Raw genomic sequence first — 13,736 nt, 5'->3', positions numbered from 1 at the left:
AACAGGAAAGTTCAATGGCCAATAATTCAATCGGCCGAAATTGAACAGGAACTCACATCTGATCGACGATCAAGCAAAATGAGCGGCCTCGATCGGGCTGAAACACGACGGGGCGGACACCTCCGCACAAAGGTGTCCGCCCCGTCTCTCTTTGGTGCCCGGGCCCGCCGCCCGCCGGTGAGGGTCGAAAGTGACCGGCGGCGGCCCGGTGGTTCCGCTATTTCCGCTGCTGAACGGGGGTTCAGCAGGGGTCGGCGCCGCTGCTGAACGGGGGTTCAGCCCGGGCCGGTACCGCTGCTGAACCGGCGTTCAGGAGGGCCCGACCGCCGCTCCTGAACACCGGTTCAGCAGGACTCAGCGGCTGTCGCTGCCCTTCGCCTCGGCCGCGGCACGGCCGGCCTCCAGACGCGCCACCGGGATCCGGAAGGGCGAGCAGGAGACGTAGTCGAGGCCGACCTCGTGGAAGAAGTGCACCGACTCCGGGTCGCCGCCGTGCTCGCCGCAGACACCGAGCTTGATGTCGGGGCGGGTGGCCCGGCCGGCCTGGACGGCGCTGCGCACGAGCGCGCCGACACCGTCCTTGTCGATGGTCTCGAAGGGGCTGACGCCGAAGATGCCCTTCTCCAGGTACGCGGTGAAGAACGAGGCCTCCACGTCGTCGCGGGAGAAGCCCCAGACCGTCTGCGTCAGGTCGTTCGTGCCGAAGGAGAAGAACTCCGCGGCCTCGGCGATCTGGCCGGCGGTCACGGCGGCGCGCGGCAGCTCGATCATGGTGCCGAGCGCGAGCTTCAGCTCGACGCCGGTCTGCGCCTGGACCTCGGCGATGACCTGCTCGGCCTCCTCGCGGACGATCTCCAGCTCCTGGACGGTGCCGACGAGCGGGATCATGATCTCGACGCGCGGGTCGCCCTTGGCGTCGACGCGCTGGGCGGCGGCCTCGGCGATGGCGCGGACCTGCATGGTGAACAGGCCGGGGATGACCAGGCCGAGGCGGACACCGCGCAGACCCAGCATCGGGTTCTGCTCGTGCAGGCGGTGCACGGCCTGGAGCAGGCGCAGGTCGTTCTCGTGCGGTTCCTTGCGGGACTCGGCGAGGGCGACGCGCACCGACAGCTCGGTGATGTCGGGGAGGAACTCGTGCAGCGGCGGGTCGAGCAGGCGGACCGTGACGGGCAGCCCGTCCATGGCCTCGAAGAGCTCGATGAAGTCCTGCTTCTGCAGCGGCAGGAGGGCCTTCAGCGACTCCTCGCGCTCGGCGTCCGTGTCGGCGAGGATCAGGCGCTCGACGTACTGGCGGCGCTCACCGAGGAACATGTGCTCGGTGCGGCACAGGCCGATGCCCTGGGCGCCGAAGCGGCGGGCGCGCAGCGCGTCCTCGGCGTTGTCGGCGTTGGCGCGGACGCGCAGGCGGCGGACGCGGTCCGCGTAGGCCATGACGCGGTGCACGGCGGCGACGAGCTCGTCGGCGTCGTCGGCGCCGGCGTGCATGCGGCCCTCGAAGTACTCGACGACCGGGGACGGCACGACGGGTACCTCACCGAGGTACACCTTGCCGGTGGAGCCGTCGATGGAGACGACGTCGCCCTCCTCGACGACCTGGCCGTCGGCCGTGGTCATCCGGCGGCGCTTGGTGTCGACCTCGAGCTCCTCGGCGCCGCAGACACAGGTCTTGCCCATGCCGCGGGCGACGACGGCGGCGTGCGAGGTCTTGCCGCCGCGCGAGGTGAGGATGCCCTCGGCGGCGATCATGCCGTCCAGGTCGTCCGGGTTGGTCTCGCGGCGGATCAGGATGACCTTCTCGCCGGAGCGGGACCACTTGACCGCGGTGTACGAGTCGAAGACGGCCTTGCCGACGGCGGCGCCCGGGGAGGCGGCGATGCCGCGCCCGATCTGCTCGACCTTCGCGTTCTCGTCGAACTTCGGGAACATGAGCTGCGCGAGCTGGGCGCCGGTGACGCGCTGGAGCGCCTCGGCCTCGTCGATCAGGCCCTGGTCCACGAGCTGCGTGGCGATGCGGAAGGCGGCACCGGCGGTGCGCTTGCCGACGCGGGTCTGGAGCATCCAGAGCTGGCCGCGCTCGATGGTGAACTCGATGTCGCAGAGATCCTTGTAGTGGGTCTCCAGGGTCTCCATGATGTGCATGAGCTGGTCGTACGACTTCTTGTCGATCGACTCGAGGTCGGCCAGCGGCACGGTGTTGCGGATACCGGCGACGACGTCCTCGCCCTGCGCGTTCTGCAGGTAGTCGCCGTAGACGCCGGCGTGGCCGGAGGCGGGGTCGCGGGTGAAGGCGACGCCGGTGCCGGAGTCCGGGCCGAGGTTGCCGAAGACCATCGAGCAGACGTTGACGGCGGTGCCGAGGTCGCCCGGGATGCGCTCCTGGCGGCGGTACAGCTTCGCGCGGTCGGTGTTCCAGGAGTTGAAGACGGCCTCGATGGCGAGGTCCATCTGCTCACGCGCGTCCTGGGGGAAGTCGCGGCCGGTCTGGGCCTTCACGATCTTCTTGAACTGCTTGACGACCTTCTTGAGGTCGGCGGCGTCCAGGTCGGTGTCGCTGGCGACCTTCTTCGCGGCCTTGGCCTCGTCGAGGGCCTCCTCGAAGAGCTCGCCGTCGACGCCGAGCACGGTCTTGCCGAACATCTGGATGAGGCGGCGGTACGAGTCCCACGCGAAGCGCTCGTTGTCGGCCTGGCGGGCGAGGCCGGTCACGGACTCGTCGGAGAGGCCGATGTTGAGGACCGTGTCCATCATGCCCGGCATGGAGAACTTGGCTCCGGAGCGGACCGAGACCAGCAGAGGGTCGTCGGCCTGGCCCAGCTTCTTGCCCATCTGCTGCTCGAGCGCGTCGAGGTGGGCGCTCACCTCGTCGCGCAGCGCGACGGGCTCCGAACCGCTCTCGAGGTAGACCTTGCACGCCTCGGTGGTGATCGTGAAGCCGGGGGGAACCGGCAGGCCGAGGTTGGTCATCTCGGCGAGGTTCGCGCCCTTGCCACCGAGCAGGTCCTTCAGGTCCCTGTTGCCCTCGGTGAAGTCGTAGACGAACTTCTGATCATTAATTTCCGACACGGGTCCCGACTCCTCGATGACTCGGTTGGCTGCCCTGACGGCGAGGAACATACCCAGATCGAAGGCGTCTGTGGAGGTACGCCTGCCGGTCACATGGTCTTAACCACCCGTCCGCCAGCACATCGAAAGTAACTGAGAGGTAGCTTCCGCTTTCAGACCCCGAAGCTCAGATAACCCAAAATAGAGGTTCGCCGCTCACTTGAGCGTACATCACAGCACTTGCGTTCACTTCTTGAACGCAAAAAGGGTGGCACCCAGTGCCACCCTTCAGGCTGTGCAGCCGTCCGTTACCTGCTCATGTGAGCACCACCCCCCTCAGGGGTGGCGAGGATCACTCCTCAGGAACGGTCGATTCCTGCCCGGATCTCACCCGCCGGACGTGTCCAGCTCTGCGTCCTCGCTCACGCCCGCGCAGTCGTACGGGTCCTTCAACCAGCCGTCCGGCAGGACAACTCGGTTGTTTCCGGACGTACGACCCCGAGGGCCGTCCGCGCCGACGGGCCACGGCTGGTCCAGGTCGAGCTCGCTCAACTGAGCGCTCAGCTCGTCCAGGGAGGAGGTGACGGCGAGCTTCTTACGCATCTCGGAGCCGACCGCGAAGCCCTTCAGGTACCAGGCCACATGCTTGCGGAAGTCGATGACACCGCGTGCCTCGTCGCCCAGCCACTCGCCGAGCAGCCGCGCGTGCTTCACCATCGCGTCCGCGACCACCCGCAGTCCCGGCTGGGCGTACTCCCCCGTGCCCTCGAAGCCCGCCACGAGGTCGCCGAAGAGCCACGGACGGCCCAGGCAGCCGCGCCCGACGACGACACCGTCGCAGCCCGTCTCCCGCATCATCCGCAGGGCGTCGTCGGCCGACCAGATGTCGCCGTTGCCGAGGACCGGGATCTCGGGCACGTGCTCCTTGAGGCGCGCGATGGCGTCCCAGTCCGCCGTGCCGCCGTAGTGCTGGGCCGCGGTCCGCCCGTGGAGGGCGATCGCCGTGACGCCCTCCTCGACCGCGATCCGGCCCGCGTCGAGGTAGGTGATGTGGTCGTCGTCGATGCCCTTGCGCATCTTCATCGTGACCGGCAGGTCGCCCGCGTTGCTCACGGCCTCGTGCAGGATCGCGCGCAGCAGCGGCCGCTTGTACGGGAGGGCCGAGCCGCCGCCCTTCCGCGTCACCTTGGGGACGGGGCAGCCGAAGTTCAGGTCGATGTGGTCGGCGAGGTCCTCGTCGACGATCATCCGCACGGCCTTGCCGACCGTCACGGGGTCCACCCCGTACAGCTGGATCGAGCGCGGCTTCTCGGTCTCGTCGAACCGGATGAGCTGCATCGTCTTCTCGTTGCGCTCGACCAGGGCGCGCGTCGTGATCATCTCGCTCACGAACAGCCCCTTGCCGCCGCTGAACTCGCGGCAGAGGGTACGGAAGGGGGCGTTGGTGATGCCGGCCATCGGGGCGAGCACCACCGGCGGCTGCACGATGTGCGGCCCGATGGCGAGAGGGGAGAACGCGGTCATTGGGCCATTGTCGCGCACTGCGCCGGTCATTAGTTAGCCGTACTATCCGAACATGCCGGAGCTCACACGCGCGCGGCTCCGTCCTCCTCGGTGACCAGGGCGAGGAGCCGCTCCACGCCGGCCCGGGTCGTCTCGTCCACGGGGACGTACGTCACGAGGCACGGCCCGGAGGTCGGGCCGAGCCACAGGTTGGTGTGCTCGAACCGGAGCACACCGACGAGGGCGTTGTGGATGACCTTGGTGCGCCCGCCCGGGGCGACCACGTCGTGCCGGGCCCAGATCCTCCGGAACTCGGGCGACGCCGCTTCGAGCCGCTGGACGAGCGCCTTCCAGGCGGGCTCCGCGAGGTGCTCGGCCATGGCGGCGCGGAGCTTCCCGGCGAGGACGGGGAGGAGGTCCGGCAGATCGGTGGCGGCGGCCCGGAAGTCCGCGTCGGTGCAGGCCAGCCAGAGGGAGTTCCGGTCCTCGCGGGGCAGGGCGTCCAGGTCGCGGAAGAGCCGCCCGAAGGTGCGGTTGTAGGCGAGGAAGTCGAACCTGCTGTTCTGGACGGCGGCGGGCAGCGGCTCCAGCTGGTCGAGCATCTTCCGCAGCGCGGGCGTGACGGCCGGGGAGCTCGTCCCGGGGTGCGGGTCGGAGTGCCCGGCGAGGGCGAAGAGGTGGCTCCGCTCGGTCGGGTCAAAAAGCAGCGCGTCGGCGAGGGCGTCGAGGACCTGCGGGGAGACCTGGATGTCGCGGGCCTGTTCCAGCCAGGTGTACCAGGTGACGCCGACGGCGGAGAGGTGGGCGACCTCCTCGCGGCGCAGGCCGGGGGTCCGGCGACGGCGGCCCCTGGGCAGGCCGACCTGCTCGGGGGTGATGCGCTCGCGGCGGCTGCGGAGGAAGGCGGCGAGCTCGTGCCGCCGGTCCGCGGGCGAGGCCGCGCCGGTCGCCGGCACGGGAGCCGCGGCCACGGGCGTCGTCATGATCGTCACTCCTCCAGCGTGCCAAGGCGGCCGGCCGGTTGCCAGGTAGTGCTTGTACCAGGATAAGGAGACTCTGGTACCAGTCTGAGCGCGCGCGGATCGTCGAAGGCGTGACTTCGACCTCCGCCTCCCCCTCCGCCTCCGCCCGGTCCGGCGCACCGACCGCCGGCCGGGGCGCCGGCGCCTCGCCGCTCGGCCCGCTGGGCCTGTTCACCGTTCTCCTCGGGGCCGCGCTGCCGCTGATCGACTTCTTCATCGTCAACGTCGCCCTGCCCTCCGTCGGCCGGGACCTGGCGGCCGGCCCCTCGCTGCTGGAACTCGTCGTGACCGGCTACGGCCTGTCGTACGCCGTCCTCCTCGTCCTCGGCGGACGCCTCGGAGACCTCTTCGGCCGCCGCCGTCTCTTCCTCGCCGGCATGACCGCCTTCGGCCTGACCTCGCTGGCCTGCGGGCTCGCGCCGGACGCGTGGACCCTCGTCGCGGCCCGGGTGGCCCAGGGCGCCGCGGCGGCCCTGATGCTGCCGCAGGTGCTCGCGACCATCCACGCCTCGACGTCGGGACCGCGCCGGGCGAAGGCGCTGAGCCTGTACGGGGCGACCGCCGGCCTGTCGATGGTGACCGGTCAGATCCTGGGCGGCGTCCTCGTCGCCGCCGACGTCGCGGGCACGGGCTGGCGCTCGGTCTTCCTGGTGAACGTGCCGGTGGCGGTCGTGGGCCTGCTGCTCGCCCTGCGGACCGTGCCGGAGACCCGCGCGGACCGGCCGGCCCCGGTCGACGTCCGGGGCACCCTGCTCCTCGCGGTCGCGCTGCTCACCCTGCTCGCCCCGCTGACGGAGGGCCGAACGGCCGGGTGGCCGCCGTGGACCTGGGTCTCGCTCGCGGTGTCCCCGTGTGCGGCGGCGGCCTTCTGGCGGGTGGAGCGGCGGGCGGAGGAGCGGGGCGACACCCCGCTGGTCCCGCCGAGCCTGCTCGGCCTGGTCTCGCTGCGGCGCGGGCTGCTCCTGGTGCTGCCGCTGTCCGGCGGCTTCGGCGGCTTCATGTTCGTGATCGCGGTGGCGCTCCAGCAGGGCCTGGGCCTGGGTGCGGTGGCCTCGGGTCTGGCGCTCGTCCCGATGGCGGTGGCCTTCTTCGGGGCCTCGCTGGCGGGTCCCCGGCTCGTACGGCGGTGGGGCACCCGGGTGGTTCCGGCGGGCGCCCTGCTCCAGGCGCTCGGCCTGGGGCTGATCGCCCTGACGGCCTGGCGGTCCTGGCCGGATCTGTCGGTGGGGCGCCTGCTCCCCGGGATGGCCCTCGCGGGCCTCGGGCAGGGGCTCCAGCTCCCGGTGCTCTTCCGGGTGGTGCTCTCGGACGTGCCGCCGGAGCGGGCGGGCGTGGGCAGCGGGGTCCTGGTGACGACGCAGCAGACGGCGCTGACGCTGGGCGTCGCCACCCTCGGCACGCTCTTCCTGAGCCTGTCCGCCGCCGGCCCGGAGTCGGGGACGGCCCTGACGGTGACGCTGCTCCTCCAGCTCGCGGCGGCGCTCGTGACCGCGGTGCTCGCGCTGCGGCTGCCGAGGAACCTGGGCTGAGAGAAGGGCCCGGGGTGGCGACACCCCGGGCCCTCCGCTCACTCGGTGACCGCTACTCCTGGCCGCTCTCGGCGGCCCCGGCTCCCTGCGCGCGCTCGCGCATCTTGCGCAGGAGCTCCTGCTTCTGGTCGTCGGCGGTCCGGCGGACGGTGCCGCGGCTCCGTCCGGTGCCGTGCTGGTCGGCGCGGGACAGCTTCTTGCGCTGTCCGCCGACGCCGAGGAGGTCGTTTCGGCTCTTGCCCATGGGGGTTCTCCCAATCAGTGAGGTGGGCGATGGTCGGTCGGCCTGTGCGGCGCGCTCACTCGTAGATCTGGAAGAACAGAGACATGCCGCTGACGCTACCCCGGCGCCGAAAGGGCGGCACCCGTTTTTCCCCACGCCCCCACCCCACTCCACCCCCACCTGACCCCCGCCCCACCCCCACCTCACCCAGCCTCCCCCACTCTCCCTCCCCCTTCCGACAGATGACAGATATTGAAATCTGTCATCGCACATGTCATGGTTGTCCCATGACCACGAACCAGAACCCCGCCCCCGCCCTCGTCCCCACCCGCCGGCTCGGCACCACCGGCCCCGCGGTCTCCGCCCTCGGCCTCGGCTGCATGGGCATGTCCGCGCTGTACGGGGAGAGCGACCGCGCCGAGTCGATCGCCACCCTCCACGCCGCGCTGGACGCCGGGGTGACCCTGCTCGACACGGGTGACTTCTACGGAATGGGGCACAACGAGCTCCTGATCGCCGAAGCGCTCCGCAGCGCCCCGGCGGCCGCCCGCGAGCAGGCGCTGACCAGCGTGAAGTTCGGCGCGCTGCGCACGGTCGAGGGCGGCTTCACCGGGTACGACGGCCGCCCGGCCGCGGTGAAGAACTTCGCGGCGTACTCGCTCCAGCGCCTCGGCACCGACCACATCGACATCTACCGGATCGCCCGTGTCGACCCCGACGTCCCGATCGAGGAGACCGTCGGCGCGATCGCCGAGCTGGTCGAGGCGGGCCACGTCCGCCACATCGGTCTCTCCGAGGTCGGCGCGGACACCCTGCGCAGGGCGGCGGCGGTGGCCCCGATCGCCGACCTCCAGATCGAGTACTCGCTGATCTCCCGCTCCATCGAGGAGAAGATCCTCCCGGCCGCGCGCGAGCTGGGCATCGGCGTCACGGCGTACGGAGTGCTGTCGCGCGGCCTGATCAGCGGCCACTTCACCCGGGACCGCGAGCTGGCGCCGGACGACTTCCGGGGCATGAGCCCGCGCTTCCAGGGCGACAACCTCCACCGGAACCTCGACCTGGTGGACCGGCTGCGGGCGCTCGCCGAGGCGAAGGGCGTCACGGTCGCGCAGACCGCCATCGCCTGGGTCCTCGCGCAGGGCGAACGACAGGGCGCGGACATCGTCCCGCTGGTCGGCGCCCGCCGCCGGGACCGGCTCGCGGAGGCGCTCGGCGCCCTGGACGTCACGCTCGACGCCGCCGACCTCGCGGCGATCGAGGAGGCCGTCCCGGCGGGCGCCGCGGCCGGCGAGCGCTACCCGGCCGCGCAGATGGCCCACCTGGACAGCGAGCGCTGACAGGTACTGTCGTCGCATGGCCGCCACCGAGACCCTGACCGCCGAGCGCATCCTCGAAGCCACCGAGGAGGTGCTCCGGCGTTACGGCCCCGCGAAGGCGACCGTCGTCGACGTGGCCCGGGTCCTCGGCGTCAGCCACGGCAGCGTGTACCGCCACTTCCGTACGAAGGCGGCCCTCCGCGAGGCGGTCACCGAGCGGTGGCTGGAGCGGACGATCGTCGCCCTGCGCCCGTACGTCGACGGCGGCGAGCCCGCGGACGAGCGGCTCACCGGCTGGCTCACGGCCCTCTTCACCCTGAAGCGGCGCAAGGCGGGCGGCGACCCCGAGCTGATGGCCACGTTCCAGGTCCTGATCGGCGAGAACAGCGCGGTCGTCGACCGGCACGAGGACCACCTCGTCGAGCAGATCGCCCGGATCCTGGCGGACGGCCGCACCGAGAACCTGTTCGCCGCCCCGGAGAAGGACGCCACGACGACGGCCCGCGCGGTCTTCGACGCCACGGACCGCTTCCACAACCCGGCCCACGCCGCCGACTGGTCGGCCCCGGACGTCGAGGAAGCCTTCACGGCGGTCGTCTCCCTGGTCCAGCGGGCACTGAAGGCCTGACGGTCACGGCCCTGAGGGTCATGACCCGGCATGCACGTGAAGGCCCCCGGTTCCGAGGACGGAACCGGGGGCCTTCGCGTACGGACGATCAGATTCAGCAGCCGAGGAGGCGGCTGCCCAGGTAGCCCTGGATCTGGTCGAGGGAGACGCGCTCCTGCTTCATGGTGTCGCGCTCGCGCACGGTCACCGCGTTGTCGTCGAGGGTGTCGAAGTCGACGGTCACGCAGAACGGGGTGCCGATCTCGTCCTGACGGCGGTAGCGGCGGCCGATGGCGCCGGCGTCGTCGAACTCGATGTTCCAGTTCTGCCGCAGGTCCGCCGCCAGGCCCTTGGCCTTCGGGGAGAGCTGCGGGTTGCGGGAGAGCGGCAGGACGGCGACCTTGACCGGGGCCAGGCGCGGGTCGAGGCGCAGCACGACGCGCTTCTCCATGACGCCCTTGGCGTTGGGGGCCTCGTCCTCGTTGTACGCGTCGAGGAGGAAGGCCAGCATCGCGCGGCCGACACCGGCGGCGGGCTCGATGACGTACGGCGTGTAGCGCTCGCCGGTCTCCTGGTCCAGGTACGTGAGGTTGGCGCCGGAGGCCTTGGAGTGCGCGTTCAGGTCGTAGTCGGTGCGGTTGGCGACGCCCTCCAGCTCGCCCCACTCGCTGCCGCCGAACTGGAAGCGGTACTCGATGTCGGCGGTGCGCTTCGAGTAGTGGGAGAGCTTCTCCTTCGGGTGCTCGTACCAGCGCATGTTCTCCTCACGGAGACCCAGGCCCGTGTACCAGTTCCAGCGCTGCTCCATCCAGTATTCCTGCCACTGCTCGTCCTCGCCCGGCTTGACGAAGAACTCCATCTCCATCTGCTCGAACTCGCGCGTGCGGAAGATGAAGTTGCCCGGAGTGATCTCGTTCCGGAAGGACTTGCCCATCTGGCCGATGCCGAACGGGGGCTTCTTGCGCGAGGTCTGCTGGACCTGGCCGAAGTTGGTGAAGATGCCCTGGGCGGTCTCGGGACGCAGGTAGGCGACGGAGCCGGTGTCCTGGGTCGGGCCGAGGTGCGTGGAGAGCAGGCCGGAGAACTGCTTGGGCTCGGTGAAGGTGCCCTTGTTGCCGCAGTTGGGGCAGTTGAGGTCGGCGAAGCCGTTCTCGGGGAGACGGCCGTGCTTCGCCTCGTACGCCTCCTCCAGGTGGTCCGCGCGGAAGCGCTTGTGGCAGGAGGTGCACTCGGTCAGCGGGTCGGTGAACGTGGCGACGTGACCGGAGGCCTCCCAGACCTCGGTGGCCAGGATCACCGACGAGTCGATGCCGACGACGTCCTCGCGCGCGGTGACCATGTAACGCCACCACTGGCGCTTGAGGTTCTCCTTGAGCTCGACACCCAGCGGTCCGTAGTCCCAGGCGGCACGCTGGCCGCCGTAGATCTCACTGCACGGGTAGACGAAGCCACGGCGCTTGCTCAGGCTGACGATGGTGTCGATCTTGTCGGCGGCCACGGTGCTCTCTTCATTACGACGACGAAGTGCGAATGCCACAGGTTACCGGCGCCCGCACCCCCCGTATCAAATCGGTTCTGCGACGGGGAGCGAGCGGCCCGGGCGCGGGGCCCGTCCGACCACCGCCCGACCACCCCGGCGACCGCACCGTGGGCCGCACCGTGGGCCGGACCACACATACGACAATTGACAATCGTTTCCAGTTTTGTTGAAAATGAGTGTCATGAACGTACGTCGCCTGATACCCGCCACCGCCGTCACCGGAGCCGTCGCGCTCGGTCTCGTCACCCTGTCCGCCTGCGCCGGAACCTCCGACGCCGCCGACAAGGGGAGCAGCGGCAAGCTGGACGTGGTCGCGTCGTTCTACCCCATGCAGTACCTGGCCGAGCAGATAGGCGGCGGCCACGTCTCCGTCGACACGCTCACCAAGCCCGGCGTCGAACCCCACGACCTGGAGCTCAAGCCGCGGCAGATCGGCGAGCTCGGCGAGGCCGACGTCATCCTCTACCTCAAGGGCATCCAGCCCGCCGTCGACGACGCCATCGCCCAGGCCGGCGTCGAGAACACCGTCGACGCCGCCGGCCTCACGAAGCTCGAGGCGCACGGCACCGAGGCCGGCCACGAGGGCGAGTCCGCCGAGGAGCACGCCGCACACGGCGAGGAGCACGGCGCCGAGGAAGCCGGGCACGAGGGCCACGAGGGCCACGACCACAGCACCGAGGCCGGCACCGACCCGCACATCTGGCTCGACCCCGTGAAGTACGCCGAGGTCGCCAAGGGCGTCGGCGCCGCCCTGGAGAAGGCCGACCCGGCCCACGCCACGGACTACAAGAAGAACACCGCCGCCCTGGTGAAGAAGCTCGGCGACCTGGACACCCAGTTCGAGACGGGCCTGAAGAACACCACCACCAGGACCTTCATCACCACGCACTCCGCCTTCGGCTACCTCGCCGAGCGCTACGGCCTGGAGCAGGAGGGCATCACCGGCATCGACCCCGAGTCCGAGCCGAGCCCCGCCCGCATCAAGGAACTCCAGGACATCGCGAAGAAGGACAAGGTCTCCACCGTCTTCTTCGAGACCCTCGCGAGCGACAAGACCGCGAAGACCCTCGCGGGCGACACCGGTCTCACGACCGACGTGCTCGACCCGCTGGAGGGAATCACGGACAAGTCCAAGGGCGATGACTACATCGAGGTCATGCAGTCCAACCTCGCCGCGCTGAAGAAGGCCCTCGGCGCCAAGTGACCACAGCAGCACAGCAGGAGGCACGAGCCATGGCCCAGGAACTGGATCCGGAACCCGTCATCTCCGTCCGCGGAGCCACGGCGGCCCTCGGCGCCCGGCCCGTCCTCCGGGGCGTCGACCTCACCGTCCGCCGCGGTGAGGTCGTCGCCCTGCTCGGTGCCAACGGCTCCGGCAAGTCCACCGCCGTCCGCTCCGTCATCGGCCAGGTGCCGCTGACCGGCGGCCGGATCGAGCTGTTCGGCACGGAGCAGAAGCGGTTCCGCGACTGGTCCCGCGTCGGCTACGTACCGCAGCGCACCACCGCGGCGAGCGGCGTCCCCGCGACCATCCGCGAGGTCGTCGCCTCCGGCCGGCTCTCCCGCCGCCGCTTCGGCTGGCTGACGAAGGCCGACAAGGCCGCCGTCGAAGCCGCCATCGACCTCGTCGGCCTCACCGACCGCGCCAGGGACTCCGTCTCCGCGCTCTCCGGAGGCCAGCACCAGCGCGTCCTCATCGCGCGGGCGCTCGCCTCCGAGCCCGAGCTGCTGATCATGGACGAGCCGATGGCCGGCGTGGACCTCGCGAGCCAGGAGATCCTCGCGGCGACCCTGCGCGAGCAGGTCGCGGGCGGCACCTCCGTCCTCCTCGTCCTGCACGAGCTGGGACCGCTGGAGCCGCTGATCGACCGGGCGGTCGTCCTGCGCGACGGCTGCGTCGTCCACGACGGCCCGCCGCCCGAGGCGGTCGGGCAGCACGCGCTCCCCGGCCACGACCACGTCCATCCGCACGCGGCCGGTGAGCCGCTCCGTACGGGTCTGCTGACCTGAGGAAGCAGACCTGATCATGGAAATGCTCGAACTCGCCTTCATGCAGCGCGCGCTCCTCGCGGCCGTGCTCGTCGGCATCACCGCGCCCGCCGTCGGCATCTACCTCGTCCAGCGCCGCCAGGCGCTGATGGGCGACGGCATCGGCCACGTCGCCATGACCGGCGTCGGTCTCGGCTTCCTGCTGAACTCCAGCCCCGTCTGGATGGCGACCCTGGTCGCCATCGCCGGTTCGGTCGCCATGGAGCTGATCCGGGCGTACGGGAAGACCCGCGGCGACCTCGCGCTCGCTCTGCTCTTCTACGGCGGCATGGCCGGCGGCGTCCTCCTGATCAACCTCTCGCCGACCGGCTCCAACGCCAACCTCAGCTCGTACCTCTTCGGCTCGCTCTCCACCGTCTCGTCCGAGGACATCATCGCGATCGCGGTCCTCGCCGCCTTCGTGGTCCTGGTCACGGTCGGCCTGCGCCGCCAGCTCTTCGCCGTCAGCCAGGACGAGGAGTTCGCCCGGGTCACCGGTCTGCCGGTGCGCGCCCTGAACCTGCTCGTCGCGGTCACCGCCGCGGTGACGGTCACGGTCGCGATGCGGGTCGTGGGCCTGCTGCTGGTCAGCGCGCTCATGGTGGTGCCGGTGGCGGCCGCCCAGCAGCTGTCGAAGTCGTTCCGCACGACCTTCGTCCTCGCCGTGGCGACCGGCGTCACGGTCACCCTGGCGGGCACGGCCACCTCGTACTACCAGGACGTCCCGCCCGGCGCGACGATCGTCCTGTACGCGATCGGCGTCTTCGTCCTCCTGACGCTCCTGGCCACCCCGCTCGCCAAGCGGCGGGCCCGGGCGGGCGAGGCGGGCGCGGAGGGCTGCGACGCACCGCAGCCGCCGCGGCCCCGGGCGAGCGACGACGTGAAGGTCTGACCGGCGGTACGAGGTCTGACCGCGGGCGCAC

11 protein-coding genes are annotated in these 13,736 nt (G+C 70.8%); 6 read left to right on the top strand and 5 right to left on the bottom strand.

Translation table 11 applies throughout. The features are described from left to right. Nucleotides 1-354: 354 nt before the first annotated feature. From ppdK to ACF08F_RS15875, 3 genes are all read right to left on the bottom strand, one after another. On the bottom strand, nt 355-3,066 hold the full coding sequence (gene ppdK / locus ACF08F_RS15885; RefSeq protein ID WP_392299124.1) for a pyruvate, phosphate dikinase: 2,712 nt from the start codon (nt 3,064-3,066) through the stop codon (nt 355-357). Between the two features lie 366 nt (nt 3,067-3,432). Beyond that, nucleotides 3,433-4,569 carry a tRNA dihydrouridine synthase DusB gene (gene dusB / locus ACF08F_RS15880; protein WP_392299050.1) on the bottom strand — a complete coding sequence of 379 codons (1,137 nt, stop codon included), beginning with the start codon at nt 4,567-4,569 and terminating at the stop codon, nt 3,433-3,435. A 62-nt stretch (nt 4,570-4,631) separates the two neighbouring features. After that, a complete protein-coding gene (locus ACF08F_RS15875; protein ID WP_392299049.1) occupies nt 4,632-5,531 on the bottom strand; it encodes a helix-turn-helix transcriptional regulator in 900 nt (299 codons plus the stop codon). Between the two features lie 110 nt (nt 5,532-5,641). Here ACF08F_RS15875 and ACF08F_RS15870 point away from each other — a divergent pair, with 110 nt between their 5' ends. Next, nucleotides 5,642-7,099 (top strand): MFS transporter, encoded by a 1,458-nt coding sequence (locus ACF08F_RS15870; RefSeq protein WP_392299048.1) that lies wholly within the window; start codon nt 5,642-5,644, stop codon nt 7,097-7,099. Between the two features lie 52 nt (nt 7,100-7,151). On the opposite strand, the gene ACF08F_RS15865 is transcribed toward ACF08F_RS15870, so the two are convergent. Beyond that, nucleotides 7,152-7,343: a DUF6243 family protein gene (locus tag ACF08F_RS15865; protein ID WP_392299047.1), complete on the bottom strand. Its 192-nt coding sequence runs from the start codon at nt 7,341-7,343 to the stop codon at nt 7,152-7,154. 266 nt (nt 7,344-7,609) lie between these two features. On the opposite strand from ACF08F_RS15865, the gene ACF08F_RS15860 reads away from it, so the two are divergent. Together ACF08F_RS15860 and ACF08F_RS15855 are read left to right on the top strand one after the other, a co-directional pair. Continuing rightward, entirely contained in the window at nt 7,610-8,659 is a 1,050-nt protein-coding gene (locus tag ACF08F_RS15860; RefSeq protein WP_392299046.1) for an aldo/keto reductase, read from the top strand. A 16-nt stretch (nt 8,660-8,675) separates the two neighbouring features. Next, on the top strand, nt 8,676-9,266 hold the full coding sequence (locus ACF08F_RS15855) for a TetR family transcriptional regulator (RefSeq protein WP_392299045.1): 591 nt from the start codon (nt 8,676-8,678) through the stop codon (nt 9,264-9,266). A 94-nt stretch (nt 9,267-9,360) separates the two neighbouring features. On the opposite strand, the gene ACF08F_RS15850 is transcribed toward ACF08F_RS15855, so the two are convergent. Continuing rightward, nucleotides 9,361-10,743, bottom strand: a complete 1,383-nt coding sequence (locus tag ACF08F_RS15850) for a glycine--tRNA ligase (RefSeq protein ID WP_392299044.1) — start codon at nt 10,741-10,743, stop codon at nt 9,361-9,363. Nucleotides 10,744-10,966: 223 nt separating this feature from the next. Here ACF08F_RS15850 and ACF08F_RS15845 point away from each other — a divergent pair, with 223 nt between their 5' ends. From ACF08F_RS15845 to ACF08F_RS15835, 3 genes are read left to right on the top strand one after another with little or no spacing between them, the layout of a single operon-like run. Then, on the top strand, nt 10,967-11,989 hold the full coding sequence (locus tag ACF08F_RS15845; protein WP_392299043.1) for a metal ABC transporter substrate-binding protein: 1,023 nt from the start codon (nt 10,967-10,969) through the stop codon (nt 11,987-11,989). A gap of 29 nt (nt 11,990-12,018) precedes the next feature. Continuing rightward, nucleotides 12,019-12,795 carry a metal ABC transporter ATP-binding protein gene (locus ACF08F_RS15840; RefSeq protein ID WP_392299042.1) on the top strand — a complete coding sequence of 259 codons (777 nt, stop codon included), beginning with the start codon at nt 12,019-12,021 and terminating at the stop codon, nt 12,793-12,795. A gap of 16 nt (nt 12,796-12,811) precedes the next feature. Then, entirely contained in the window at nt 12,812-13,705 is an 894-nt protein-coding gene (locus ACF08F_RS15835; RefSeq protein ID WP_392299041.1) for a metal ABC transporter permease, read from the top strand. Nucleotides 13,706-13,736: the final 31 nt, after the last annotated feature.

Origin of the sequence: Streptomyces sp. NPDC015130 (genome assembly GCF_043080005.1) — a bacterium.
In the GTDB taxonomy this organism is placed as follows: Bacteria; Actinomycetota; Actinomycetes; order Streptomycetales; family Streptomycetaceae; genus Streptomyces.
This window is presented reverse-complemented; position numbering and strand designations above follow the sequence as displayed.

What these genes read in the sequence shown, in the direction of transcription:
- dusB (WP_392299050.1), bottom strand. Translation starts at nt 4,569, where the DNA reads ATGACCGCGTTCTCCCCTCTCGCCATCGGGCCGCACATCGTGCAGCCG.
- ACF08F_RS15875 (WP_392299049.1), bottom strand. Translation starts at nt 5,531, where the DNA reads ATGACGACGCCCGTGGCCGCGGCTCCCGTGCCGGCGACCGGCGCGGCC.
- ACF08F_RS15865 (WP_392299047.1), bottom strand. Translation starts at nt 7,343, where the DNA reads ATGGGCAAGAGCCGAAACGACCTCCTCGGCGTCGGCGGACAGCGCAAG.
- ACF08F_RS15860 (WP_392299046.1), top strand. Translation starts at nt 7,610, where the DNA reads ATGACCACGAACCAGAACCCCGCCCCCGCCCTCGTCCCCACCCGCCGG.
- ACF08F_RS15855 (WP_392299045.1), top strand. Translation starts at nt 8,676, where the DNA reads ATGGCCGCCACCGAGACCCTGACCGCCGAGCGCATCCTCGAAGCCACC.
- ACF08F_RS15845 (WP_392299043.1), top strand. Translation starts at nt 10,967, where the DNA reads ATGAACGTACGTCGCCTGATACCCGCCACCGCCGTCACCGGAGCCGTC.
- ACF08F_RS15840 (WP_392299042.1), top strand. Translation starts at nt 12,019, where the DNA reads ATGGCCCAGGAACTGGATCCGGAACCCGTCATCTCCGTCCGCGGAGCC.
- ACF08F_RS15835 (WP_392299041.1), top strand. Translation starts at nt 12,812, where the DNA reads ATGGAAATGCTCGAACTCGCCTTCATGCAGCGCGCGCTCCTCGCGGCC.